At 72.7% G+C, this 25,066-nt stretch carries 22 protein-coding genes, 1 pseudogene and 1 riboswitch; of the genes and pseudogenes, 16 read left to right on the forward strand and 7 right to left on the reverse strand.

The features are described from left to right. The first annotated feature begins 40 nt into the window (after positions 1 to 40). The 4 genes from ACH4RC_RS31210 to ACH4RC_RS31225 all read left to right on the forward strand — a co-directional run bounded on the left by ACH4RC_RS31210 (position 41) and on the right by ACH4RC_RS31225 (position 4,619). On the forward strand, positions 41 to 1,402 hold the full coding sequence (locus ACH4RC_RS31210; RefSeq protein ID WP_398206844.1) for a hemolysin family protein: 1,362 nt from the start codon (positions 41 to 43) through the stop codon (positions 1,400 to 1,402). Positions 1,403 to 1,407: 5 nt separating this feature from the next. Beyond that, positions 1,408 to 2,436 carry a hemolysin family protein gene (locus ACH4RC_RS31215; protein WP_398207029.1) on the forward strand — a complete coding sequence of 343 codons (1,029 nt, stop codon included), beginning with the start codon at positions 1,408 to 1,410 and terminating at the stop codon, positions 2,434 to 2,436. A 67-nt stretch (positions 2,437 to 2,503) separates the two neighbouring features. Beyond that, positions 2,504 to 3,079: a TerD family protein gene (locus ACH4RC_RS31220; protein ID WP_398206846.1), complete on the forward strand. Its 576-nt coding sequence runs from the start codon at positions 2,504 to 2,506 to the stop codon at positions 3,077 to 3,079. A 262-nt stretch (positions 3,080 to 3,341) separates the two neighbouring features. Continuing rightward, the gene (locus tag ACH4RC_RS31225) at positions 3,342 to 4,619 is read left to right on the forward strand and encodes an alanine--tRNA ligase-related protein (RefSeq protein ID WP_398206848.1); all 1,278 of its coding nucleotides are present in this window, start codon (positions 3,342 to 3,344) and stop codon (positions 4,617 to 4,619) included. Here ACH4RC_RS31225 and ACH4RC_RS31230 read toward each other — a convergent pair. Then, entirely contained in the window at positions 4,563 to 5,327 is a 765-nt protein-coding gene (locus ACH4RC_RS31230) for a DUF4097 family beta strand repeat-containing protein (protein ID WP_398206850.1), read from the reverse strand. The two genes, ACH4RC_RS31225 and ACH4RC_RS31230, sit on opposite strands and share 57 nt — an antisense overlap. Positions 5,328 to 5,493: 166 nt before the next feature. Here ACH4RC_RS31230 and ACH4RC_RS31235 point away from each other — a divergent pair, with 166 nt between their 5' ends. Then, a complete protein-coding gene (locus ACH4RC_RS31235) occupies positions 5,494 to 5,910 on the forward strand; it encodes a hypothetical protein (protein WP_398206852.1) in 417 nt (138 codons plus the stop codon). Positions 5,911 to 5,920: 10 nt separating this feature from the next. Here ACH4RC_RS31235 and ACH4RC_RS31240 read toward each other — a convergent pair whose 3' ends face one another. Continuing rightward, a complete protein-coding gene (locus ACH4RC_RS31240) occupies positions 5,921 to 6,622 on the reverse strand; it encodes an aspartate/glutamate racemase family protein (protein ID WP_398206854.1) in 702 nt (233 codons plus the stop codon). 28 nt (positions 6,623 to 6,650) lie between these two features. Continuing rightward, positions 6,651 to 6,750: riboswitch (TPP riboswitch) on the forward strand. On the opposite strand from ACH4RC_RS31240, the gene ACH4RC_RS31245 reads away from it, so the two are divergent. The 5 genes from ACH4RC_RS31245 to ACH4RC_RS31265 all read left to right on the forward strand — a co-directional run bounded on the left by ACH4RC_RS31245 (position 6,748) and on the right by ACH4RC_RS31265 (position 12,352). Continuing rightward, on the forward strand, positions 6,748 to 8,166 hold the full coding sequence (locus ACH4RC_RS31245) for a purine-cytosine permease family protein (RefSeq protein WP_398207031.1): 1,419 nt from the start codon (positions 6,748 to 6,750) through the stop codon (positions 8,164 to 8,166). Its footprint overlaps the riboswitch before it by 3 nt. 54 nt (positions 8,167 to 8,220) lie before the next feature. Then, positions 8,221 to 8,928, forward strand: a complete 708-nt coding sequence (locus ACH4RC_RS31250) for a response regulator transcription factor (RefSeq protein WP_398207033.1) — start codon at positions 8,221 to 8,223, stop codon at positions 8,926 to 8,928. Next, complete coding sequence (locus tag ACH4RC_RS31255) at positions 8,915 to 10,870, forward strand: sensor histidine kinase (protein ID WP_398206856.1); 1,956 nt, start codon at positions 8,915 to 8,917, stop codon at positions 10,868 to 10,870. Before ACH4RC_RS31250 ends, ACH4RC_RS31255 begins: the two co-directional genes overlap by 14 nt. A 138-nt stretch (positions 10,871 to 11,008) precedes the next feature. Next, positions 11,009 to 11,473: a hypothetical protein gene (locus ACH4RC_RS31260; protein WP_398206858.1), complete on the forward strand. Its 465-nt coding sequence runs from the start codon at positions 11,009 to 11,011 to the stop codon at positions 11,471 to 11,473. A 252-nt stretch (positions 11,474 to 11,725) separates the two neighbouring features. Further along, on the forward strand, positions 11,726 to 12,352 hold the full coding sequence (locus ACH4RC_RS31265; RefSeq protein WP_398206860.1) for a class F sortase: 627 nt from the start codon (positions 11,726 to 11,728) through the stop codon (positions 12,350 to 12,352). 112 nt (positions 12,353 to 12,464) lie between these two features. On the opposite strand, the gene ACH4RC_RS31270 is transcribed toward ACH4RC_RS31265, so the two are convergent. After that, entirely contained in the window at positions 12,465 to 12,731 is a 267-nt protein-coding gene (locus tag ACH4RC_RS31270; RefSeq protein WP_398206862.1) for a GlsB/YeaQ/YmgE family stress response membrane protein, read from the reverse strand. A gap of 287 nt (positions 12,732 to 13,018) precedes the next feature. Here ACH4RC_RS31270 and proP point away from each other — a divergent pair, with 287 nt between their 5' ends. Continuing rightward, the gene (gene proP / locus ACH4RC_RS31275) at positions 13,019 to 14,554 is read left to right on the forward strand and encodes a glycine betaine/L-proline transporter ProP (RefSeq protein WP_398206864.1); all 1,536 of its coding nucleotides are present in this window, start codon (positions 13,019 to 13,021) and stop codon (positions 14,552 to 14,554) included. A gap of 98 nt (positions 14,555 to 14,652) precedes the next feature. Next, positions 14,653 to 15,063, forward strand: coding sequence for an ATP-binding protein (locus ACH4RC_RS31280; RefSeq protein WP_398206866.1), 411 nt, complete (start codon positions 14,653 to 14,655; stop codon positions 15,061 to 15,063). Positions 15,064 to 15,077: 14 nt separating this feature from the next. Here the strand turns inward: ACH4RC_RS31280 and ACH4RC_RS31285 are convergent, their stop codons facing one another. Genes ACH4RC_RS31285 through ACH4RC_RS31295 form a run of 3 tightly spaced genes read right to left on the reverse strand, consistent with a single transcriptional unit; the run spans position 15,078 to position 18,722 of the window. Next, positions 15,078 to 17,177 (reverse strand): xanthine dehydrogenase family protein molybdopterin-binding subunit, encoded by a 2,100-nt coding sequence (locus ACH4RC_RS31285; protein ID WP_398206868.1) that lies wholly within the window; start codon positions 17,175 to 17,177, stop codon positions 15,078 to 15,080. A 31-nt stretch (positions 17,178 to 17,208) separates the two neighbouring features. Next, positions 17,209 to 18,195: an FAD binding domain-containing protein gene (locus ACH4RC_RS31290; RefSeq protein ID WP_398206870.1), complete on the reverse strand. Its 987-nt coding sequence runs from the start codon at positions 18,193 to 18,195 to the stop codon at positions 17,209 to 17,211. Further along, positions 18,192 to 18,722: a 2Fe-2S iron-sulfur cluster-binding protein gene (locus ACH4RC_RS31295; protein ID WP_398206872.1), complete on the reverse strand. Its 531-nt coding sequence runs from the start codon at positions 18,720 to 18,722 to the stop codon at positions 18,192 to 18,194. The genes ACH4RC_RS31290 and ACH4RC_RS31295 overlap by 4 nt, the downstream gene beginning before the upstream one ends. A gap of 447 nt (positions 18,723 to 19,169) precedes the next feature. On the opposite strand from ACH4RC_RS31295, the gene ACH4RC_RS31300 reads away from it, so the two are divergent. The 4 genes and pseudogenes from ACH4RC_RS31300 (at position 19,170) to ACH4RC_RS31315 (ending at position 23,019) form a co-directional block, all read left to right on the forward strand. After that, positions 19,170 to 19,478, forward strand: coding sequence for a hypothetical protein (locus ACH4RC_RS31300; RefSeq protein WP_398206874.1), 309 nt, complete (start codon positions 19,170 to 19,172; stop codon positions 19,476 to 19,478). A 130-nt stretch (positions 19,479 to 19,608) separates the two neighbouring features. Further along, positions 19,609 to 20,844: a Gfo/Idh/MocA family protein gene (locus ACH4RC_RS31305; RefSeq protein WP_398206876.1), complete on the forward strand. Its 1,236-nt coding sequence runs from the start codon at positions 19,609 to 19,611 to the stop codon at positions 20,842 to 20,844. Between the two features lie 116 nt (positions 20,845 to 20,960). Further along, positions 20,961 to 21,299 (forward strand): annotated as a pseudogene (locus tag ACH4RC_RS31310) (PRC-barrel domain-containing protein); the annotation flags it as partial. A 229-nt stretch (positions 21,300 to 21,528) separates the two neighbouring features. Beyond that, entirely contained in the window at positions 21,529 to 23,019 is a 1,491-nt protein-coding gene (locus ACH4RC_RS31315) for an aminotransferase class I/II-fold pyridoxal phosphate-dependent enzyme (protein WP_398206878.1), read from the forward strand. Between the two features lie 12 nt (positions 23,020 to 23,031). On the opposite strand, the gene ACH4RC_RS31320 is transcribed toward ACH4RC_RS31315, so the two are convergent. Further along, entirely contained in the window at positions 23,032 to 25,065 is a 2,034-nt protein-coding gene (locus ACH4RC_RS31320) for a CocE/NonD family hydrolase (RefSeq protein ID WP_398206880.1), read from the reverse strand. Between the last annotated feature and the right edge of the window lies 1 nt (position 25,066).

Here is a 25,066-nt window from a genome sequence, read left to right on the forward strand (position 1 = left end):
TACCCCACATCCCCCGAACGAGAAGGAGTCACAGCCCGCGATGGGTTCGCCTCTCCTTGGCCAATTCCTGTTCCTGGCGCTCGCCTTGGCCCTCACACTCGCCTGCGCCCTCTTCGTGGCGGCCGAGTTCTCCCTGACGACCGTCGAACGCGCCGACCTGGAGCGCGCGGCGCAGGCGGGGGAACGGGGAGCGAGCGGCGCTCTGAAGGCAGTGCGCCGCCTGACGTTCCAGCTCTCCGGCGCGCAACTGGGCATCACCGTCACCTCCTTGGTGATCGGCATGCTCGCCGAGCCCTCCCTCGCCGCGCTGCTGCGCGGCCCGCTCGAGGCGGCCGGACTGGGCGGCGCCGCCTCCACGGTCGCCTCCGTGCTCGGCGTCGCCCTGTCCACCGTGCTCCTCATGGTCGTCGGTGAACTGGTGCCGAAGAACTGGGCGATCTCGCGCCCGGTCGCCGTCGCCAAGGTCGTCGCCGGGCCGCAGCGCGGCTTCACGGCGGCGTTCGGCCCGTTCATCCGGCACCTGAACAACACGGCCAACGGGTTCGTGCGCCGCTTCGGTCTCGAGCCCGCCGAGGAGCTGGCCTCGGCCCGCACCCCGCAGGAACTGGTCGCGCTCGCCCGGCACTCCGCCGCGGCAGGCGCCCTGGAGGCGGACTCGGCCGAACTCTTCGTGCGCACCCTGCACCTGGGCGAGCTGAGCGCGGAGAACGTGATGACGCCGCGCGTCGACGTGCAGGCCCTGGAGGCGCACGCCACCGCGGCCGACGCCGCGAACCTCGCGCACGCCACAGGGCTTTCCCGCTTCCCGGTCTACCGCGACAGCCTCGACGACGTCATCGGCACCGTCCACATCCGCGACGCCCTCGCCCTGGAACCGGAGAAGCGGCAGCTCACCCCCGTCACCCAGCTCGCCACGCCGCCGCTGCTCGTCCCCGACAGCCTCCCCGCCGACCGGCTGCTCCAGCGGCTGCGGGAGAGCCGCACCATGGCCGTCGTCATCGACGAGTACGGGGGCACGGCCGGGGTCGCCACGGTCGAGGACATCGTCGAGGAGGTCGTCGGCGAGGTGCGCGACGAGCACGACCCGGCGGAGGCGCCCGGGCTGCGGCCCGCCGCACGCACGGACGGCCGCGCCGTCTGGGAGGCCGACGGCGGCGTCCGCATCGACGAACTCGCCGCGATCGGCTTCGCCGCGCCCGAAGGACCGTACGAGACCGTGGCCGGCCTCGTCGCGACGCGGCTCGCCCGTATCCCCGTCGAGGGCGACACGGTCACCGTCGACGCCTGGGAGCTGACCGTGCTCGACGTCGACCACCACCGGGCCGACCGCATCCGGATCACCGGGCCCGGCCCGGCCACCGCCGACGACACGGCCGCCCAGCTGACGGGAGAGGCCCGATGAGCACGATGTCCGTTCTCCAGCTCGCCATCGGCGCGCTCACCCTGCTCACCAACGCGTTCTTCGTCGGCGCCGAGTTCTCGCTCATCTCCGTACGGCGCGACCAGATCGAACCCCGCGCCCAGGAGGGCGACAAGCGGGCCCGCTCCACGCTGTGGGCACTGGAGCACATCTCCGCGATGCTGGCGACGGCCCAGCTCGGCATCACCGTCTCGTCGCTGGTCCTCGGCGCGGTCGCCGAGCCCGCCATCGCCCACCTTCTCGAACCCGCCTTCGAGGCCGTGCACGTACCGCACGCCGCCGTGCACCCGATCTCGTTCGTCATCGCCCTGACCGTGGCGACGTACGCGCACATGCTCTTCGGCGAGATGGTCCCCAAGAACATCGCGCTCGCCGCGCCCGTGCGCACCGCGCTGCTCCTGGCACCGGCCCTGGTCGCCGTCACCCGCCTGGTCAAGCCGGTCGTGTTCGGCATCAACTCCTTCGCCAACAGCCTCCTGCGGCTGTTGAGGGTCGAGCCGAAGGACGAGGTCGACGCCGTCTTCACCGACGACCAGCTGGCGCGGATGGTGCTCGACTCCAGCGAGGCCGGGCTGCTGTCCTCGGCCGACGGCGAGCGGCTGCGCGATGCCCTGGAGCTGGGGACGCGGCCGGTCGGCGAGATCGTCGTACCCGCGCAGCGCATGCGGACCGTGCCCGCGGACATCACGCCCGCCGGGCTCGAACGGGTCGCGGCGGGCGCCGGCTTCTCCCGCTTCCCGGTCACCGGCCAGGACGGCACGGCGCTCCTCGGCTACCTGCACATCAAGGACACCCTCGGCCGCGCCGACCGTGACCTGCCCTTCCCGCGCGCGGCCCTGCACCCGCTGACCCGGGTCCGCATCGACACACCGCTCGACGACACGCTCACCGCGCTGCGCGGCCAGGGCGGCCACCTCGCCGCCGTCACCGGCGACAAGGGGACGGTCATCGGCTTCGTGACGATGGAGGACGTCCTGTCGGAACTGGTGGGCCCCGCGTCACCGGCCGGCGCCTGAAGGTATGCTTCAGCTATTGCGCAAGTAAGTAAGTAACCAGGCAAGTGAAGCATTGGAGGCAGTTTCCGTGGGTCTTTCCCTGGCCAAGGGTGGCAACGTTTCCCTCAGCAAGCAGGCGCCCGGCCTGACCGCGGTCCTCGTCGGCCTCGGCTGGGACGTGCGCACCACGACCGGATCCGACTACGACCTCGACGCCTCGGCGCTGCTGTGCGGCGCGGACGGCCGGGTCCTGTCCGACAGCGACTTCGTCTTCTACAACAACCTCAAGAGCCCCGACGGCTCGGTCGAGCACACCGGTGACAACCTCACCGGTGAGGGCGAGGGTGACGACGAGTCGGTCAAGGTGAACCTGGCGGCCGTGCCCGCCCAGGTCGACAAGATCGTCTTCCCCGTCTCGATCCACGACGCGGAGTCCCGCGGCCAGAGCTTCGGCCAGGTGCGCAACGCCTTCATCCGCGTCGTGAACCAGGCCGACAACCAGGAGATCGCCCGCTACGACCTCTCCGAGGACGCCTCGACCGAGACCGCCATGGTCTTCGGTGAGCTGTACCGGCACGGCGCCGAGTGGAAGTTCCGCGCCGTCGGCCAGGGCTACGCGTCCGGGCTGCGCGGCATCGCCCTCGACTACGGCGTCAACGTCTAGGGCGGATGCCGGGGGCGGCACAAATCATGGGCGGTCCGGGCGGCACCGCGTTACCGTGGTCGGCATGAACGTCAAGGGCCTGTGCATCACCGCGGCAACCGCGCGAGCGACCAGCTCGCCGGTTGCCGCCGCCTGACGTTCACCTCGACCATCGGCGACCGGAGACGGCCCGCCGATGGTTCTCCGGTCTCAGGACCGGTTCCCGCTCGATCGTGCGGACTCGTGTCCGGTGCCTCCCGCTCACCCGAGAAGGAGCCACCCCATGAACACCCGGAGCATCCAGGGCGACCGGCCCACCCTCACCACCGACGGCGTCGTCCGGACATTCGTCGAGTACTACGAGGACCGCGGCCACCAGCGCATCACCGGCTCCACCCTGCTCCCGCCGCCCGGCGACCCCGTGCTCTTCACCACCTCGGGCATGCACCCCCTCACCCCGTACCTGGAGGGGCGGCCCCATCCGCGGGGGCGGCGCCTGGTCGACGTACAGCGGTGCCTGCGCATCACCGACGTGGACGAGATCGGCGACCCCACCCACCTCACGGTCTTCGAGATGCTCGGCACCTGGTCGCTCGGCGACTACGCGGGCCCGCAGAGCCTCGCCTGGGGATACGACCTGCTCACCGAAGGGCTCGGCGTCGATCCGGGCCTGCTGCATGCCACCGTCTTCGGCGGTGACGAACAGGTGGGACAGGACACCGACTCCCTGCGGGTCTGGCAGGAGCGCGGGGTCCCGGTGGAGTTCACCGTCGAGGACAACTGGTGGTCCAACGGGCCGACAGGACCCTGCGGACCCGACTCGGAGATCTTCCTGTGGACCGGTGACACCCCGCCGCGCTCGACGCCCGGCCGGGACGAGCGCTGGGTCGAGGTGTGGAACCACGTGATGATGCGCCACCGCCGCCTGCCCGACGGCTCCCTCGTCCCGCTGCCGCAGCGCAACGTCGACACCGGCCTCGGCCTGGAACGCCTCGTCTCCCTCCTCCAGGGCAAGGACTCGGTCTACGAGTGCGACGTGTTCGACCCCTGGCGCCGTGAACTGCCCCGCGTGTGGCAGCTGGACGAACCCTCCTGGCGCCTGGTCAGCGACCACCTGCGCTCGGCCGTCGTGGTCATCGGGGACGGCGTGCGGCCGAGCAGCACCGGGCGCGGCTACGTGCTCCGCCGCCTGCTGCGCCGCGCCCTCACCGTGCTGTGGCGCGACGACTCCACGCGCCAACTCGGCGCTCTCCCGCAGGAGTTGGTGCACCACACCCTGGACCACTTCCGGCAGACGACGGACCCGGACGAGGTGCGGCGGGTGCTCCTCGACGAGGAGCGCCGCTTCGGGCGGCTCCTGACCCGCGGCCGCCAGGTGCTCGCTCGGCCACGCTTCCAGGGTCCGCTCGACGAGGAGGACCTGCACTATCTGCACGACACGCACGGTCTGCCACGCGACCTCGTGCTGAGCCTGCGGCCGAAGGAGATCCAGGGCGGCGGAGATCTAGAGGCGGTCGGCCCGTACGTCGCCGTTGACGGTCGCCAGCGTCATCGTGCGTGAAGAACCGCCCGCGGCGTCGGGGAGGGTGATCGCGGGACGCCCGTTGTCCGTCGTGGCGTCCACCCGGTAGCCGGGGGCGTCGTGCGGCACGGCGACGTCCACCGAGCCGTTCACGGTCCGCGCCGACACCCGGCGCGGGGCCGTGGCGCAGTCGAGCGTGACATCGCCGTTGACCGTCCGCACGCCGAGCGCCGAGGCGCGTACGGACGTGGTGTGCACCGAGCCGTTGCGGGTCACGAGGCGCAGTGACGCGTCGTCCGCGCCGGAATCGGCCACCGTGACATCACCGTTGACGGTGGTCAGGTCGAGAGGGCCGCTCAGGCCCGCGGCGTCGATACCGGCGTTGCGGGCGGTGACGGTCACGGCGATGCCCGCGGGAACGTCGATCTCCGGCATGCGCGGACACGGCCGGCCGGACCCCTCCTGGTCGCGGCAGTTCAGGTCGAGGACGCGGGCGCCGTCGTGGCGCGACCAGTGGTGGGCGACGGCCTGGTCGACGCCGACCTCGTCGCCGTCGGTGGGCCGCAGCCGCACCCCGTTGTCCGTGGTGATCGTCAGCCGGAGGCCGGACGCGGCCGACGCGGCACCGGGTGCCGTCCCCCGACCGTCCCCGTCGTCTCCACCGCACCCCATGAGGGCGGGAACCATCGCAAGGCCGATCGCCGCGGCCGCCAGGCGCCGGACGGAGGGATTCGTCGCTGCTCTCATTCCGGCCGCTTGCCCCGCACCGGGCACGGCAAGCGCCTGTCCCGGAGCTTCCGGTGCGCCGCATGATGGGGGGCGTGCGGTGTGCGGGCCGGGGTAGGCGCCCCGCACACGAGCCGCCGCCGATGCGCGGCCCGAGGACCGAGGGACCGAGATGGAGCGAGCGCGGGTGACCTTCCCGGCGCGGTGGGCCGCCGGTGACGTCCTGGTCGTCGACGTCGCCGGGGCGTTCGACGTCGCCGGGGCGTTCGACGACGCCGGGACGTTCGACGACGCGGTGGCGGCCGGGCTGTGCGGTCTGCTCGCGCGCATGGCACGCACCGGGCAGCGGCTCTTCGCGGTGGACTTCCTGGGCGTCGAGCGCTGCACGGCCGGCGCGGTGCGGCAGTTCGTCAAGACGGGCCTGGAGGCGGAGAGGGCGCCGGACGGCGGCTCCGTCGCGCTCGTGGCGACCGCCGCCGCGCGCTCCGCGCTGCGCGCCGCCGGAGCGGACCGGCTCACGGGCGGCGTCCACGCCACCGTCACCAACGCCGTCGAGGCTCTCCACCCGGCGGCCCCGGAGGAGCTGGGAGAACCGGCGCCCTGAGCCGGAGAGCTCAGGACATACCGTCGCGCAGCGCCTCCCGCACGGCCGCCTCCGCGTGCAGCCGCGCCGTCGGGAAGACGGGGACCGGGCTGTCCTCCGCGCCGATCAGCAGCTCGATCTCCGTACAGCCCAGGACGACACCCTCCGCGCCCGCGGCCACGAGCCCGGCGATGACCTCCTGGTACGCGGCGCGAGAGGCGTCACGGACGACGCCGAGGCACAGCTCCTCGTAGATCACGCGGTGCACGAGCGCCCGGCCCGCCTCGTCCGGGACGAGCACGTCGAGGCCGTGGCCCGCGAGGCGGCCGCGGTAGAAGTCCTGCTCCATCGTGAACGCGGTGCCGAGCAGCCCGATCCGCTTCGCGCCCGCCGCGCGCACCGCGTCCGCCGTCGCGTCGGCGAGGTGCAGCAGCGGAACGGAGGTGACCGCCTGCACCTCGTCGGCGACCTTGTGCATCGTGTTGGTGCAGATGAGCAGCAGGTCGGCGCCGGCCGCCTCCAGGCTCCGGGCCGCCGCGCCCAGGACGCGGCCGGCCTCCGCCCAGTCGCCCGCGACCTGCAACCGCTCGATCTCCGCGAAGTCCACGGAGTACAGCACGATCCGCGCCGAGTGCAGTCCGCCGAGCCGCTCCCGCGTCAGCTCGTTGAGCAGCCGGTAGTACTCGGCCGTGGACTCCCAGCTCATGCCGCCGATCAGGCCGATGGTCCTCATGGGCGACAGGGTATTGTGCGCTCCGGTACTGCCCGACACGGGGTGCCCCGCGCCATGACGGGGCTGAGATCACACCCGTAGAACCTGAACCAGTTAGCACTGGCGGAGGGATGTCAGCGATGTCGATGCCGCATGTTTCCAAGGATGCGCACGCTCCCACGGACGCGCACGCTTCCGCACCGCCGCACGCGTCCGCCTTCGACGGGCGGATGCCCGCCGCGCCCGGGGACTGGCGGCCCGAGTCGCGGGGCATCGCCCCCGTCCCCGAGAGCCACCGGTACGGCGGCGCCGGACGGCTGTTCACCGTGTGGTTCGCGCCCAACCTGACGATGAGCGGCGTCTTCACCGGCACCGTGGGCATCGCGCTCGGCCTCGACTTCGCCACCGCGCTCGCCGCCGTCGTCCTCGGCACCGTGCTCGGCGCCGTGCCGACCGCGTACCTGGGTACGTGGGGGAGCGCCACCGGCGCCGGTCAACTGCCGCTCGCCAGGCTCGCGTTCGGCCGGAGCGTCGTCGTCCCCGGCGCCCTGCAGTGGCTGTCCTCCATCGCCTGGGACGCGCTCATCGGACTGTTCGGCGGCGACGCGCTCGCCCGGCTCTGCGGCTGGCCGTTCTGGCTCGGGGCGCTCGTGATGATGGCCGCGCAGGGCGCGTTCGGCGCGCTCGGCTACGAGGCGATCCACCGCCTGCAACAGTGGATGACGGCCGTTCTCGCGGTCGCCTTCTGCGCCCTGGCGCTGCGTCTCGCGGACGCCGGCGTCACCCCGGCGGGCCACGGCAGCGCGCACGGGGCCGACCGCGCGGGCGCGTTCGCGCTGACCACCACCATCGCGCTGAGCCTCGCCATCTCCTGGGCGCCGTACGCCGGCGACTTCAGCCGCTACCTGCCGCGCACCACCTCTCCGGTCCGTATGTTCTGGTCCACGCTCGCCGGCGTCGTCGTCTCCTTCACGGCCGTGCAGGCGCTCGGGCTCTGGGGCGCCTCCGTCTTCACCGACCAGACCGCGCAGGGCGTCGACACCCTGCTCGGCGGCGGAGTGCCGGGCTCGGTCGGGCTCCTGGCCGTGGCGCTCGCCGCGCTGTGCAGCAACGCCATGAACGACTACAGCGGCTCGCTCGCCCTCCAGACCATCGGCGCCCGCCTGCCCCGCCCGCTCGCCGCCGCCCTCGCCGCGCTGCTCGGCTTCCCCCTGGTGCTGTGGATGCACGCCGCCGACACCGCCGCCCGCTTCCAGAACGTCCTCCTGTTCGTGGGCTACTGGATCCCCGGCTTCGTCGCGGTCGTCCTCGTCGACTGGCGCGCCCGCGCCCGCGCGCGTGGCGGCGCCCCGGTCGATCTCGCGGAGGAGGAGTCGAGGCGGCAGCCGTTCCTTCCCGCTCTGGTCGCCTTCCTCGCCGCGTTCGCCGCCACGGTCCCGTTCATGAACACGTCGCTGTACGTCGGCCCGGCCGCCGAGGCGCTGCACGGGGCGGACCTCGGCTACTACGTGGCGTTCGGCACGGCGCTGCTCGTGTACGCCCCGTTCCGGCTGCGCCGAGCCTGACCGGACGCCTGTTCGTCTCCCTCGCCTACGATCTGCGGGGTGTGCGCAAACGTCATGGTCGCCGAAGACGACGAGAAACAGGCCGAACTGGTCCGCCGCTACCTGGAGCGTGAGGGCCACGCCGTCACCGTCGTACGGGACGGGCGGCAGGCCATCGAGGAGGTCCGGCTCAGGGAGCCCGACCTCCTCGTCCTCGATGTGATGATGCCGCGGACCGACGGCCTCGACGTCGTACGGGTGCTGCGCGCCGAGGCGCGGGAGATACCCGTCCTGATGCTGACCGCGCGCAGCACCGAGGACGATCTGCTGCTCGGCCTCGACCTCGGGGCCGACGACTACATGACCAAGCCGTACAGCCCGCGCGAGCTGATGGCACGGGTGCGGACGTTGTTGCGCCGCACGCGCCGGGGCGGCCCGGCGGGCCCGGCGTCCGCGCGGCTGACCGTCGGCTCGCTCGTCGTCGACCCCGACCGGCACGAGGTGGCCGTCGACGGAGCGGCCGTCGAGTGCACGCCGGGCGAGTTCCGGCTGCTCGCGGCGATGGCGGCCGAACCCGACCGGGTCTTCGGCAGGGAGCGGCTCCTCGCCGAACTGCACGGATTCGACCGGTACATCAGCAACCGCACGGTCGACGTGCACGTCATGAACCTCCGCAAGAAGATCGAGCCACAGCCGCGCCGTCCCGTCCGGCTGCTCACCGTCTTCGGCGTCGGCTACAAGCTGACGGACCCGGCGAAGGGCGCCCGCGATGCGTCGGCGTAGGACCGCCGAAGGGCCACGGACGGGCCGGCCCCCGCTGCGCAAGAGCCTGCGCGGGCGGCTCCTCGGCGTCTCCGTCCTGGTCGCCACCTGCTCCGTGGCGGCGACGGCCTGGCTCGCCGTGCAGACCACGTCCGGCGCCATCAAGCAGGAACAGGGCCAGAACCTCGCCGACGACACCAGGATCTACGACACCCTCCTCGGCTACGCCGCCACGCACCCCCGCTGGGACGGCGTCGACACCGTCGTACGCGACCTGGCCGACTCCACCGGCCGCCACATCACCCTGACCACGCAGGCCCGCGAACCCCTCGCCGACTCGGCCGGGCGCACGCCCGTCGCGACCCTGCCCGCCCAGGCGTCCGCGACCGTCGACCCGCTCTCCGTGGACACGGCGCTCGCCTCGGCCCGTACGGGCACGCAGGACGCGGCGGCGGACCGCATCGACGCGCGCGCGGTCGGCCCGTTCAAGCTGCCGTCGGCGGAACGGACGACGCTGCACAGCATCGCCGAGCGGAACAAGGCGTGCCTGCGCTCGCTCGGCATCTCCGCCGATCTCGTCGTGGGCCCCAGCGGACGCCCCACGGTCGAGCCGGTCGGGTCGGGCTCCGACGAACCCGGCTACGACAAGTGCGTGACAGGCGCGCTCGCGGAGCCGACCAGAACCGAGAACAAGGCGCTCACCGCGTTGACCCGGCTCACCAACTCCTGCCTGAAGCGGCAGGACCACGACCGCGTCGAACTCGCCCTCGACCTCACCTGGCAGCAAGGACCGCGCGCGGTGGCGGCCAAGCAGCTGGCCGCCGAGGAGGCGGCCCGCACCGCGGCCCCGCGCCCGGTCCCGTCCCCGGCCCCGGCCGAGACGGCGCAGGACGACCGCACGGTCGCCACCTGCGTGGGCACGGCCCGGCGCGAACAGCTCACCTCGTACGTCGCCGCGCCCGTGCTCCTGTTCATCGGCGACCAGGGCGGCGCCACCGTCCCCGGCTTCGACCTGTCGCCCCGGAACACCGCGAAGATCGCGGGCGTCGCCGCCCTCGTCCTCGCCCTGACCGTCGGCGCCTCCGTCCTCGCGGGCACCCGTCTCGTCCGCCCGCTGTACGCGCTGACCGGCGCGGCCCAGCGGCTCAAGGACGGCCAGGAGACACAGCCGGTACCGGTGACGACGGACAACGAGATCGGCAGGCTCGCGGCGGCGTTCAACGACATGTCGGCCCACCGCACCCGCCTGGAGGAGCAGCGCAAGGCGATGGTCAGCGATGTCGCCCACGAGCTGCGCACACCGCTGAGCACCATCCGGGGCTGGCTGGAGGCGGCACAGGACGGCGTCGCCGACCCCGACCCGGCGTTCATCGACTCGCTCCTCGAAGAGGCCGTGCAGCTCCAGCACCTCATCGACGACCTCCAGGACCTGGCGGCGGCCGACGCGGACACCCTGCGGCTGCACCCGCGACCGGTGCGGGTGGAGGAGCTGCTCGGCCAGGTGGCCACGGCGCACCAAGTGCGCGCGGAGACAGCCGCCGTGACGCTGGGCGTGGACCGGCCGCCCGCGCCGCTGCCGGAGTTGCGGGCGGACCCCGTACGGCTGCGCCAGGCGGTCGCCAACCTCGTGTCCAACGCGATCCGCCACACGGGCCCCGGCGGCACGGTCACCCTGCGGGCCCGCACGGACGACGACGGGGCGGAAGTGGTGGTGGAGGTCGCCGACACCGGCAGCGGCATCTCAGCCGCGGACCTTCCGTACGTCTTCGACCGGTTCTGGCGCGCGGACAAGTCCCGCAACCGGCGCACCGGCGGCAGCGGACTCGGCCTGTCGATCGTGCGCAAACTGGCGCAGGCGCACGGCGGTTCGGCGACCGCGGCCAGCACGGAGGGCGAGGGCTCGGTGTTCACGCTGCGGCTGCCGGTCGCGGGCCCGTCACGCACACCGTCCGCCGCTCCCTGATGCGATGACCACAGCGGTCTGACAGCTTCTTCACAACTCCACGCGAGCCTGGGCCTGCCGATCAGGAGCGGACGCCGCCCGGCGGTCGGCACGGCGCCGCCGACCGGCCGCGCCCGTCCAGGAATTGGAGTTCCCACCATGTCCCACCGAGGTTCCCACCGTCGGCCCCGCCGCTCCGCCGTGCGTACCGCCGCCGTCGCGGCGGCCGTGACCGCCGGGGTGCTCGCCCCGGCCGGCGCCGCGCTCGCCTCCGACACGACGCCGAAGCCGGTGGCGAGCGAGGCCGCCGCCGCGGCGAAGTCCGACAAGGCGTCCCCCGCGCCGACGACGCGCGAGGACGAGGCCGCGCGCAAGCAGGCGGCCGCGCAGAAGGCGGAGCGGGCCGACAAGGCGAGCCCCGCCCCGGCGGCGCCGGGCAGCGACGAGGCGCGCAAGCGCGCGGCCGCCGCGGCGGCCCCGCGCGGCGCGGTGGCCGCGGGCGAACGCCCCGTCTCCGACGGCGGCACCGACTCCACCGGGCTCGTCACGTCGCTCTCCGCGGCGGCGCTGCTCGCGGGCGCGGGCACGGTGGCCCTGCGCCGCCGCGCCTCGCACCAGCGCTGACGCCCGTCCCCTCCGCGTGGCGCCGCCGCCGGCCGTACGGAGACGGCGGCGCCACTTTGTTCCCCGCTCCCCAGGAAGCCGCCGCCGGTCTGTTCGGAGGTGCGGCGCCATCTTGTTCCCCGCTCCCGAGGGAGCCGCCGCCGGTCTGTTCGAAGGTGCGGCGCCATCTTGCTTCCGCTTTTCCGGGAGCCGCCGCCGGTCTCTTCGCAGACGGGCGGCGCCACCCCGCTTCCCGTTCCCCAGGAGTCACTTGTGCACCAGCCGACGCGGCGCGCGGCCGTCGCCCTGCCCCTGCTCGCCCTGCTCGCCCTGCTCATCCCACTCACGGCGTGCGGGTCCGGTACCGGCGCCCGGATCAGCGGCGACGCCCGTACCGTCGAGTCACCGTCCGAGCAGTCACCCGCCGGGCAACCCCCGGCGTCCGAGGACCCGGCCCCCACCCGGGTGACCATTCCCTCCCTCGGCGTCGACAGCGCCCTTCTCCCGCTCGGCCTGAACGAGGACGGCACCGTCGAGGTCCCGCCCGCGGAGCAGGGCATGACCGCCGGCTGGTACACGGGCGGCCCGGCGCCGGGCGAGCGCGGGCCCGCGGTGATCATCGGGCACAACGACACGAGGTTCGGCAAGGCCGTCTTCCACGACCTGCGCAAGCTCCGCGAGGGAGCGGACATCACGGTCCGCAACTCCGCCGACAAGGCGGCCCACTTCACCGTCACGGCCACCGAGACCGTCGGCAAGAAGGCGTTCCCGACGCGGAAGGTCTACGGCGCCACCAACACCCGCGCCCTGCGCCTGATCACCTGCGACGGGGCCTTCGACGCGCAGGGCCACCCGGTGGACAACCTGATCGTGTACGCCGAGCTGGACCCGGCGGCGTAGCTCACCGGAACGGCTGGAAGAACGCCCGGAGTTCCTCAGCCGCGCTCCGGGCCGCGCGCCCCCGGTGACCTCGAACGCGACGTAGCGCGCCGGGCCCGTCGTGGTGCGAGGGTCAGCGGGCTGTCCGACCCGTCACCAGGCGGTAGATCACCAGCACGATCACCGATCCGACGATCGCCGCGATCCATGTGGAGAGGTGGAAGAAGCCGTTGATGGAGTGGACCCCGAAGATGACCTTGCCCAGCCAGCCGCCGAGGAGGCCACCCACGATGCCGATCAGCATGGTGATGAGGCAGCCGCCGGGGTCCTTGCCCGGCATGAGTGCCTTGGCGATCGCTCCCGCGATGAGCCCGATCAGGATCCAGGCGATGATGCCCACGAGTCGGTCCTTCCGTGTTTCGTCCAAGTCGTCAATGCAAAAGCCGTCGAGCGAGATTCCTCCGCACTGCCGATCGGCTCCAGCATCCGTTCTTATGTCCCCGTCCGCTCGTCGTACACACGATGAAAGTCCCGCCCGGTTGCCGGTCGATAACGGGGGACATAATTTTGCGCCGAGACGACTTTCAGGGCTGACGGCCAAAAGCGGCACCCACTACAGGGAGAGAAAGCCTGATGGTGAAAGGCTCTCCGCACGAAACACGCAGGTCCAGCGCAGCGACGGACCGCATGGTGCGCACCCTTTTGCGGCGCCGTAAAAAAGCGCTCAGCGCCGAGGACGTGACCGTGTCGGACCGTCCAGCGGTGCGGCGCGCCGTGACGGCGGCCGCGCTCGGCAACACCATGGAGTGGTTCGATTTCGGTGTCTACGCCTATTTGGCGGGCACCATCGGCAAAGTCTTCTTCCCCTCCAGTTCGCCGGGCGCCCAGGTGGTCTCCACGTTCGCCACGTTCGCCGCGGCATTTCTCGTCCGGCCGCTCGGCGGCCTCGTCTTCGGACCGCTCGGCGACCGCATCGGACGCCAGCGCGTGCTCGCCGCCACCATGATCATGATGGCGATCAGCACCTTCGCGGTCGGCTGTCTGCCGACGTACGCCTCGGTCGGCTTCGCCGCCCCGCTGCTGCTTCTCCTGTGCCGCCTCGTCCAGGGCTTCTCCACCGGCGGCGAGTACGCGGGCGCCACGACCTACATCGCCGAGTACGCGCCCGACCAGCGCCGCGGCTTCCTCGGCAGCTGGCTCGACTTCGGCACCTTCGTGGGCTACTCCCTCGGCTCGGGCCTGGTCACCATCCTGACCCTGACCCTGGGCTCCGACGGCCTGGAGAGCTGGGGCTGGCGCATCCCCTTCTTCGTCGCCGGGCCGCTGGGCCTCATCGGCCTCTACATGCGCATGAAGCTGGAGGAGACCCCCGCGTTCAAGCAGGAGGTGGCGAACGCGGCGGCCGCCGAGGAGGACGGCGACGGCGAGACCGACCCCGTCGAGGCGGCCCGGCAGTCCGGAAAGGGCCGGCTCAAGGAGATCTTCACCCAGCACTGGCAGGCCGTGCTCATCTGCATGGGCCTCGTGCTGCTCTACAACGTCACGAACTACATGGTGACCTCCTATCTGCCGACCTACATGACCGTGACGCTGGGCGAGAGCGACACCACCGCGCAACTGCTCGTCCTCGGCACCATGCTGCTCGTGGTGCTCACCATCACCATCGTCGGCCGCAGCTCGGACCGGTGGGGCAGACGCCCCATGTTCATGGGCGGCTCCATCGCGATGATCGTCCTCGCGGTCCCCGCGTTCATCCTGATCAGAGAGGGCGGCATCCTCTCGCCCGCCTTCGGCTGCGTGCTCCTCGGCCTGCTCCTGGTCGTCTTCGCCGGGACCTCGGCGTCCACTCTCCCGGCACTGTTCCCGACCCGGTTGCGCTACGGCGCCCTGTCCATCGCCTTCAACATCTCGGTCTCCGTGTTCGGCGGCACGACCCCGCTGTTCGCCTCGTTCCTGGTGGACACGACCGGTGACACACTGGTGCCCGCGTACTACCTGATGGTGGCCGGAGCGGTCGGGCTCGTCTCCACGTTCTTCCTGCACGAGACGGCGGGCCGGCCGCTCAGCGGTTCCGGACCGATGGTCGAGACGGCCGACGAGGCCCGCGCGCTCGTGGCCCGCAGCCGTACCGAGGCCGGGCGGCACGCCCGCGACGTCTGGCTGCGTGTACGGCACCCGCTCGGCGGCCGGAACCACGCGAAGAAGTCCGACCGAAAGGGCTGAGACGGCGCTGCTGTCGGGCACGGGACCGTCTCATCCGGCTTTTAGGGGGCACACGGTGGGGGCCCTCGAAAAGACCTAGAAGCCATGGAGCCATGACGATGGACGATTCCTCCCTGCGCGCGGTGGGGTGGGCCCGCTCCCTGCCACTGAGCAGCGGCGTGAAGGCGGCCCGGGACTGGACCCGTGACCACCTGCGCGCGCTCGGCTGGCTGGACGACGCGCCGGACACGGTGGACGCGGTCCTGCTCACCGTCTCCGAGCTCGTCACCAACGCGCACGTGCACGCCAAGAGCACCGCTCTGCTCGTCCTGACCTGGGACGGCGACTGCCTGCACGTCACCGTGCACGACTCCTCGCCGAGCCCGCCCAAGCCGCGGGCGCCGGACGAGGACGCCCTCGGCGGCCGGGGCATGCTCCTGATCGACGCGCTCGCGGAGACCTGGGAGGCCTATCCGTGCCCGCGCGGCAAGGACGTGACGGCCTGTTTCCGGCCGGACTTCGTGGCCTGACCGGGGCTTACCGGTTACGCCTCGTCGCCGGTCAGGATGCGGTCCGGGGTCAGCGGCAGTTCCCGGAACCGGACCCCGGTGGCGTGGTGGACGGCGTTGCCGATGGCCGCCGCCGTGCCCACGATGCCGATCTCGCCGATCCCCTTGCTGCCCATCGGGTTGACGTGCGGGTCGTCCTCGTCCACCCAGTACGCCTCGATGGCGGGTACGTCCGCGTGCGCGGGCATGTGGTACGAGGCCAGGTCGCACTCGGTGAAGTCGCCGAACGCCGGGTCCATGGTGCTGTGTTCGGTCAGGGCCATGCCCAGGCCCATGGTCATGGCGCCGATGAACTGGGAGCGCGCGGTGCGCGGGTTGAGGATGCGCCCGGCCGCGTACACGCCGAGCAGACGGCGTACCCGCACCTCGCCGGAGACGGTGTCGACGGAGACCTCGGCGAAGTGCGCGCCGAAGGAGTGCCGGGCGTAGTCGCTGTCCGCGTCCGCCGTGCCCGCGGTGTCGGCCGTGACGCCGACGCCCTCCGGCGGCAGCGGCTCGCCCTGCCGCCGGGCCAGGGCCTCGGCCAGCCGCCTGCCGGCCTCGTGGACGGCCCAGCCCCAGGACGCCGTCCCGGAGGAGCCGCCCGCAAGCGGCGCGTCCGGCAGGTCGCTGTCGCCGATCTCGATGCGGACCCGCTCCAGGGGCACCGCCAGGGCGTCGGCGGCGACCTGCGCGAGCACCGTACGGGCGCCGGTGCCGATGTCGGTGGCGTTGATCCTGATGTCGTAGCTGCCGTCCGGGTGGGCGTGGGCGCTCGCGTGGCTCGGCGACGCCATCGCCGGGTACGTCGCGGCGGCCGTCCCCGTACCGATCAGCAGGGACCCCTCGCGCCGTGCGCGGGGTCGCGGGTCGCGCTCGGACCAGTGGAAACGCCGTGCGCCTTCGCGTAGACACTCGGCGAGGTGGCGGCTGCTGAAGGGCTTCGCGCTGTCCGGCTCGGTGTCCGTGTCGTTGCGCAGGCGCAGCTCGACCGGGTCCATGCCGAGGGCCGAGGCGAGTTCGTCCATCGCGGACTCGAGCGCGTACATGCCCGGTGCCTCGCCCGGGGCCCGCATCCAGGACGGGGAGGGCACGTCCAGGGGGACCACGCGCTGGGTGGTCCTGGCGTGCGGCGAGGGGTAGACGACCCGGGTCGGTGCGGTGGCCGTCTCGGCGAACTCCTTGATGCGGGAGGTGTGCGAGGTCACCTCGTGCACCACGGTGGTCAGGGTGCCGTCGGCCTCGGCGGCGAGCCGCAGCCGGTGCAGGGTGGGGGAGCGGTGGCCCACCACGGCGGCCAACTGCCGCCTGTGCAGGGCGAGTTTGACGGGCCGTCCGGTCACCTTCGCCGCCATCGCGGCGAGCACCGGCTGCGGCCGGGGCGTCCCCTTGGAGCCGAAGCCGCCCCCGACGTGGTCGGAGATCACCGTGATCCGGTCCTTGTCCAGGTCGAACAGGTCGGCGAGGGTGTCCCGCACCTTGGTGGCGCCCTGACTGGAGTCGTGCATGGTCAGCCGCCCGTCCTGCCAGACGGCGGTGGCGGCGTGCGGCTCCATGGGGTGGTTGTGCAGCGGCGGCACCCGGTACTCGACGTCGACCCGGAACGGCGCGGCTGCGAACGCGTTGTCGGCCTCGCCGCGCAGATGCTCGCCCGACGTGCCGTCCGTGTCCTGCGGTACGTACGCGTCGGGGTGATCGGCGCGCAGCTCCACGTCGTACGGCTCCTCGGCGTAGGAGACCCGTACGGCGGCGGCCGCCTCCCGCGCCCCTTCCAGGGTGTCGGCGACGACGAGCGCGACGAACCAGCCCCGGTGCGGGACCCGCGCGTCCTGGAGCACGCCGAGCGTCGCGTCCTCCGGCTCGGTCAGGCGCGGCGCGTTCTCGTGGGTGAGGACGGCGACGACCCCGGGGAGCGCGAGCGCCGCCGAGGCGTCGATCCCCGTGACCGTGCCGCGCGCCACCGTGGCGGGGACGGGCCAGGCGTAGGCGCAGCCCGGAGGCGTGTGTTCCGCGGCGTAGCGGGCGGTCCCCGTCACCTTGGCGGGGCCCTCCCTGCGCACGGCGGGCGAACCGAGTGCGCTGACCGTGTCCGGCATGATGTCTCTCTCCGTTCAGTCCCGTGCGGTCTTACGCGGTCCCGCTGAGGCGGCGCAGTACGTCGCAGGCGAGGTTGCGGGCGAGCGGCACCTTGAAGGCGTTGTCGCGCAGCGGCTCGGCGGCGTCGAGTTCGAGGTCGACGGCGCGGTGGAACGCCTCCTGCGTCGCGGGCCCGCCGCGCAGCGCCTCCTCGGCGCGCAGCGCACGCCAGGGCCGGTGCGCGAGCCCGCCGAACGCGAGCCGGACCTCGCGCACCACCGCGTCCCGCACGTCGAGCGCCACGGCCACGGAGGCGAGCGCGAAGGCGTACGAGGCCCGGTCGCGGGCCTTGCGGTACGTGGAGGGCAGTCCGGCGGCCTCGGCCGGCAGAAGCACACCGGTGACGAGTTCACCCGGCTCGATCTCCGTGTCGCGGTCGGGCCGGTCGCCGGGCAGCCGGTGGAACTCCGTCATCGGCACGGAGCGCGGCCCCTCGCCGCCGCGCAGCTCCACCCGGGCGTCGAGCGCGGCGAGCGCCACCGCCATGTCGGAGGGGTGCGTCGCGATGCACTGGGGCGAGTGGCCCAGCACGGCGTGGTCACGGTGGACGCCGTCACGGGCCCCGCAACCCGAGCCCGGCTTCCGCTTGTTGCACGGCTTCGCCGTGTCCTGGAAGTACGGGCAGCGGGTGCGCTGGAGCAGATTGCCGCCGGTCGTCGCCATGTTCCTCAGCTGGCCCGACGCGCCCGCGAGCAGGGCCTGCGACAGCAGCGGATAGCGGTCACGGACCAGCGGATGCGCGGCCAGATCGCTGTTGGGCACGGTCGCGCCGATGCGCAGCGAACCGTCGGACAGCTCCTCGACGAAGTCGAGCGGCAGGTCGGCGACGGAGACCAGGTTCCCCGGCTGCTCCACGCCGAGCTTCATCAGGTCGACGAGGTTGGTGCCGCCGCCCAGATACCTGGTGTCGGCCCGGCCCGCGTGGGCGGCGGTCGCTTCCTCGACCGTGCGGGCGCGTACGTACGCGAAGGGTTTCACCGGATCACGTCCTCGACGGCTTCGACGATGTGCGGGTAGGCGCCGCACCGGCACAGGTTGCCGCTGAGCCGCTCACGGATCTCGTCCCTGGTCAGGTCGACGGGGGCGCCGGTGGCGGCGCCGGGCGGGGTGACGTGGGAGGGGTGGCCCGCCGCGGCCTCGGCGAGGAGGCCGACGGCGGAGCAGAGCTGGCCCGGCGTGCAGTAGCCGCACTGGAACGCGTCCCGCTCCAGGAACGCCTCCTGCAAGGGGTGGCGTTCGTCGTCGGCGCCGCGCAGCCCCTCCACGGTCGTGACCTCGGCGCCGTCGTGGGCGACGGCCAGCAACAGGCAGCTGTTCGCGCGCCGCCCGTCGACCAGGACCGTGCACGCGCCGCACTGGCCGTGGTCGCAGCCCTTCTTGGCGCCGACGAGCCCGAGGTGCTCGCGCAGGGCGTCGAGCACGGTCGTGCGGTGGTCGAGCGAGAGGCAGTACGGGCTGCCGTTGACCGTCAGAGACACTTCCGAACGGAAGGCGTCGGTGGGCATGGTGGCCTGCTCCTCGGGGTGACGCGTCGGCTGGGACCTCGGCTGGGGCGGACGTGCCGCGTACCCAGCCTGTGCCAGACGAGGCCGACCGGCATGTCGAAGGAGCGCCTCCGACGGGCTCCGCTCGGGTACCCGGTGACGCGCTCCGCTGTTGGGGCGCGTCCCGCCCGTCCGTCCGCGCCCCGGCGGATCCTTCGTGCCGGTCGGCCTCGCGTCGCCGTTCCGGGCCGAGGCCGGTTCGCGGGTGGAGGCTCCGCTGTTCGGGCGAGCGGGTGCACACGGGCCGGAGGCTGTGCAGTCCGGTGGGCCGACAGGCGGGCCGTGCCGTCGGAGGCGGCATGGTCGTGCGAACGGCCTGTCGTGCTGATGGGATGGGCGCGAGGGACACGCCCCGGCCCGGCCACCGCGGCCCCGACCAGTCAGCGACACCCGTCACCCGGAGCCCCCATGCCCGACACCTTCCCCGCCGCCTGCGCCCACACCCACCTCTTCGCCGGCGCCCGCTGCCGGATCGAGGGGTTGACCGACCCGGTCGGCTTCGCCGCGTCCCCCGCACCGATCGGGATCGACCTGCGCTTCTCCGACGGAACCACCGTCGCGGCCGAACTCCTCCTCTCCGAGCGGAGCGACCTGGCCCTGGCCGTCGCGGCCCACACCACGGCGGCCGGTACGCGGATGGGGGAGCGGCTGTGGGGCGTGCGGGAGGTCCGCGGCTGCGAGAGCGCGGCGGAGCTCGTGATCGGCCGCCGCCAGTGAGCCGGCCGCCCGGCACGTGCATGCGCGAAGTTGCTTCAATCCTCCATTGACGCGTCAACTTCGAGCAAATAGCGTCTGGGTGATCCGGCCCGGCCCGGACCGGCATGAAGACATGAAGGGCTGAGCACGCGTGACCGACACCTCCTCCCTCCCCACCGCACCGTCCGGCACCAGCACGCACACCCGCGACCTCCGCCTCGGCGTCATCGGCCTCGGCCAGCGCGCCGACCTCGCGCTTGAGGCCCACCACCCCGGCGAGGGCTCCGCCGTGGTCGCCGTCGCCGACACCGCGCCGGCCATGTTCGACCGGGGCCGCTCCTGGTTCGGCGACGACGTCCACACCTACGCGGGCCACCAGGCGATGCTCGCCGCCGAGGACCTGGACGCCGTCTTCGTCATCACCCCCGACCACACCCACGAGGCGCTCGCCGTCGACCTGCTGCGGGCCGGTGTCGCCGTCTTCCTGGAGAAGCCGCTCGCCATCACCACCGAGGGCTGCGACCGCGTGCTCGAAGCCGCGCGCGAAGGCGGCGCCCGCCTCTACGTCGGCCACAACATGCGCCACATGCCGGTGGTCCGCGTCATGCGCGACCTCATCAGGCGCGGCGAGATCGGCGAGGTCAAGGCCGTCTGGTGCCGCCACTTCGTCGGCCACGGCGGCGACTTCTACTTCAAGGACTGGCACGCCGACCGCCGCAACACCACGAGCCTGCTCCTGCAGAAGGGCGCCCACGACCTCGACGTCATCCACTGGCTGGCCGGTGCCTACACCGAGCGGGTCAGCGCCCTCGGCGGCCTCACCGTCTACGGGGACATCGCCGACCGCTCCGGACAGGCGCCCGGCGCCGTCATGCCGGACTGGTACGACCCCGAGAACAACTGGCCGCCGCTCTCCCTGACCGGGCTCAACCCCGTCGTCGACGTCGAGGACCTGTCGATGATGGTGATGCGGCTCGAAGGCGGCGTGTACGCCAGCTACCAGCAGTGCCACTACACGCCCGACTACTGGCGCAATTACACCGTCATCGGCACCGAGGGCCGCCTGGAGAACTTCGGCGACCACGACGAGGCCGCGGAGGTACGGGTCTGGAAGCGGCGCAGCGGCTACCGGGCCGACGCCGACCTCGTCGTCCCCATGCCGTCGCCCGGCGACGGCGGGCACGGCGGCTCCGACCCGATGCTCGTCGCCGAGTTCCTGCGCTTCGTGCGCAGCGGCGGCGCGACCGACACCAGCCCGGTCGCGGCCCGCGAAGCAGTCGCGGCAGGCGTCGCGGCGACCGAGTCCCTGCGCGCCGACGGCCGCCCGGTCACTGTCGGCCGAGTCGCCCCGGACCTCGCGCGGTGGTTCGAGAACGGCCAACAGTGACCCTCGCCCGTTTAGCGACGGGACCTCCGGATAGTCGGGTGGAGTCGCCGGACAGGACGCGCGGTGCGACCCCGCACCGCCTGCCCGGCAGCGACACAAGGACGGAGGGAAGCACTATGACCGAGAACATCTGGAACTACCCGGCCAGTGCTGGTCACACTCCGAACGCCGACCTGACGGGTTACAAGGTCGAGGCCACCGACGGCCACATCGGCAAGGTGGACAAGCACTCCAACGACGTCGGCTCGCAGTACATCGTCGTCGACACCGGCGTGTGGATCTTCGGCAAGGAGGTCCTGCTGCCCGCAGGCACCATCACGGGCATCGACGCCGAGGCGAAGACGATCCAGGTGGCGCGCACCAAGGACGAGATCAAGCACGCGCCCGAGTTCGACAAGGAGAAGCACCTGGGCGACGCCGGGTACCACGAGTCGCTCGGCTCGTACTACGGCTCGTCCGGCATCTCCCGCACCCCCGGAACCCCGGGCACACCCGGTGTCTCCGGCACACCCGGCACCCCCCGTACCCCGGGCGCGGGTACGTCGGCGACCGGCCGTCCGGTGATCTGACGGCCGGACACGTGTGAGGACAGGACACCAGGCCGGGCCGCGTATGCGCGGCCCGGCCTTCACACGTATATAGGGGTAGGTGGGAAAACGGATACTCCGGGGAACACGTCCGTGCATGCCCAAGGACCACACGAAAGCCCCTTTCCTGGAAGCCGTCGACGCCTACCGCGAGGCGGAGATGCTGGCGTTCACCCCGCCCGGCCACAAGCAGGCGCGCGGCGCCGACCCGGAGACCCGCAGGATCCTGGGTGACGCCGTCTTCCTCGGCGACATGCTCGCCTCCGGCGGTCTGGACGACCGGCGCCGGCGAGGGCAGTACCTCCAGGACGCCGAGGAGCTGATGGCGGACGCGGTGCACGCGACGCACACCTTCTTCACCACCTGCGGCAGTTCGCTGTCGGTCAAGGCCGCGATGCTGGCGGTGGCGGGCCCGCACGAGAAGCTGCTGATCGGCCGGGACGCCCACAAGTCCGTGGTGTCCGCGCTGATCCTGTCCGGCATCGTCCCCGTATGGGTCGAGCCCCGCTGGGACGCCGAGCGCCACCTGGCCCACCCGCCGTCCCCGGCGGACTTCGAGGCCGCCCTGGAGGCGAACCCCGAGGCCAGGGGAGCGCTGGTCACCAGCCCGACCCCGTACGGCGCGACGGCGGATCTGCGGGCCATCGCCGACGTCCTGCACCGCAGGGGCAAGCCGCTCGTCGTCGACGAGGCGTGGGGCGCGCACCTGCCGTTCCACCCCGGCCTGCCGACCTGGGCGATGGACGCCGGCGCGGACGTCTGCGTCACCAGCATCCACAAGATGGGCAGCGGCCTCGAACAGGGGTCGGTCTTCCATCTGCAGGGCGACCTCGTGGCGCCCGACATCCTGAAGAACCGGGCCGACCTGTGGGGGACCACCAGCCCCTCGGTCCTCATCTTCGCGGGCCTCGACGGCTGGCGCCGCCAGATGGCGCTGCACGGACGCGAACTGCTGACCCACGCGCTCGACCTCGCCGCCGGGGTGCGTGCGGAGATCGAGACGATCGACGGCATGCACGTCAACGACCGCGACGACTTCTGCGGCCCGGGGCTCGCCGACGACTTCGACCCGCTGCCCGTCGTCATCGACCTCTCGAACCCCGCGCTCTCCGGCTACCGCGCGGCGGACTGGCTGCGCGAGCACAAGAACATCAACGTCCACCTCGCCGACCACCGCCGCGTCAACGTGCAGCTCACCTACGCCGACAGCCACGAGACGACCCGGCCGCTCGTCGCCGCGCTGCGCGACCTCGCCGACGCCGCACGCGACTGGGACCCGGCGCCGCGGGTGGCGGTCCCCGACCCCGGCGAACTGCGGATGGAGCAGGCGTGTCTGCCGCGGGACGCGTTCTTCGCCCGTACCGAGGACGTGCCCGTGGAGACGGCCGCGGGCCGGATCGCCGCCGAGATGGTGACGCCGTACCCGCCCGGCATCCCCGCGGTCCTGCCGGGCGAGCGGCTGACCGGACCCGTGCTCGCGTACCTGTCCTCGGGCGTCGAGGCGGGGATGAACCTGCCGGACGCGGCCGACCCGGAATTCCGCACCGTGCGGGTGACCGCGGGTGAGGAGCCGGGCCGGGCCGGCTGACGGAACCGGCGCCTACAGGGCGTCGCGGGGGAGCGTCTCGTTCCAGGTCCGCGAGAAGACGCGGCGGTCGGACTCGTACGCGTCGAGGGTCGCGTCGACCTGGAACGAGGTGGCGTCGCAGCGCAGCGTCGTGCTGGTGACCACGCGCACGTCCCAGTCGTCGCCGCGGCGGAACCGCATCGTCCAGGTCGTCTCGCCCGCGGGTGAGGTGAAGTCGTCGGCGGTGGAGGTGTACTTCTCCACCGCGCGAAGACCCACGTCCAGGTCGATCGCGTCGAAGTGGACGATGCCCCGGTCCTTCACGATCTCCAGGGTCGAGCCGTAGTCCACGAGATCACGCGTTACCTCCCAGCGCTCCTCCGGCTGGGTGACGGCGCGGGTGGTGATCGGACGCGCCCCCTCCGGAGCCTCGAACGGGGCCGGCGTCGTCGCCGGATCGTCGTCGCTCTCGGCGGGCCGAACCGGCAGCACCAGACGGCACGGCTCCTCGTCCACCGTCAGGGACGTGGGACACGGCGGCGGCCACGCGAGCGGCCAGTACGACGTGGACAGCGAGAGCCGGATGCGGTGGCCGGGCGGGAACGCCTGCGCCACACCGTTGAGTTCGACCACGGCCCGGTACGGCCGGCCCGGCTCCACCGGCACCGGCTCGTCCGTGCCGTCGCGCCGCGTCAGGTTGAGGATCCCGTACGTGACCCGGGTGGCGCGGCCGTCGGGCGCCACGTCGGAGATCCGGGCCGCGACCATCGCGACCGGCCGGTCCGCGCTCACCTCCAGCTCCACGCGCGGCGAGCCGAGGACCTCCACCCGCTCGGTGAGCGGCTCCGTCTCGTAGACGAGGGAGCCGCCGTCCTCCTCGCGCTGGTCGTACGGGAGGTCCGGCGGCGCGTTGTACGAGGCCCACTTCCCCGCGAACTGCCCGACGGACAACGGAGACTGAATACTGGTCCGCTTCGTGACCGGCGCCTTCTCGGCCGGGGACGCGAGCCGCCCCGAGCCCAGCTGGTACGCCGTCTCCTCGATGCGCGCCGACGGCAGGGACTCGCCGACCCAGCGGCCGGGACGCTCCTCGTACGCCGTGGACGGCGGCACGCTCTCCTGCATCCAGGCCCGCAGCATGGGTCCGTCCATCGCGCCGTTGTCCGCGCCCTTGAGCCAGTGGTCGAACCAGCGCACGACCTCCTGGAGGTAGCCGATCGCGGGCCCCGGCTCGCCCAGGTGCGGGTACTTGTGCGACCAGGGACCGACCAGACCCTTGCGGGGCACGTCGAGGCGGCTGAGCAGGCGCGTCACCGCGTTCGAGTAGCCGTCGGCCCAGCCGCTGGAGGCGAGTACCGGGGCGCGGACGGCCGTGTAGTCCTCGCAGACCGAGGCGTGCCGCCAGTAGGCGTCGCGGCGCTGGTGGCGCAGCCAGTTGAGCACCCACGGCTCGACGGCCTCCAGACGCTCGCGCCACATGTCCCGCCAGGCGTCGCCGACCGTCGCCGGGTCGGGCGGACAGGTGGAGTAGGCGAACATCGTGCCCGCCTCACCGAGGTTGTCGGAGAGCAGTGCTCCGCCCATGTAGTGCATGTCGTCGGAGTAGCGGTCGTCGGTGAACGAGGAGATGACGATCGCCTTCAGGCTCGGCGGGCGGCGCGCGGCCACCTGGAGCGCGGCGAACGCGCCCCACGAGATGCCCATCATCCCCGTGCTGCCGTCGCACCAGTCCTGCTCGGCCAGCCACGCGAGGATGTCCTCGGCGTCGGCCTGCTCGCGCTCCAGGTACTCGTCGGTGAGGACGCCCTCGGAGTCGCCGGTGCCGCGCAGGTCGACGCGGACGCACGCGTAACCGTGCCCGGCGATGTACGGATGGTGGATCGAGTCGCGGACCGAGCTCAGGTCCCGCTTGCGGTACGGGATGTACTCCAGGACGGCGGGGACCGGGGCGGTGTCGGAGGAGACCGGGCGCCAGACGCGGGCCGACAGATGGATGCCGTCCGACATCGGGATCCTGACCTCCTCCTCTTCCTTCGTGGCGTGCGGGAGGTTCTCGACGTATCGCATG

The sequence above is a fragment of the Streptomyces sp. NPDC016845 genome, from assembly GCF_044332585.1.
Classification (GTDB): Bacteria; Actinomycetota; Actinomycetes; order Streptomycetales; family Streptomycetaceae; genus Streptomyces.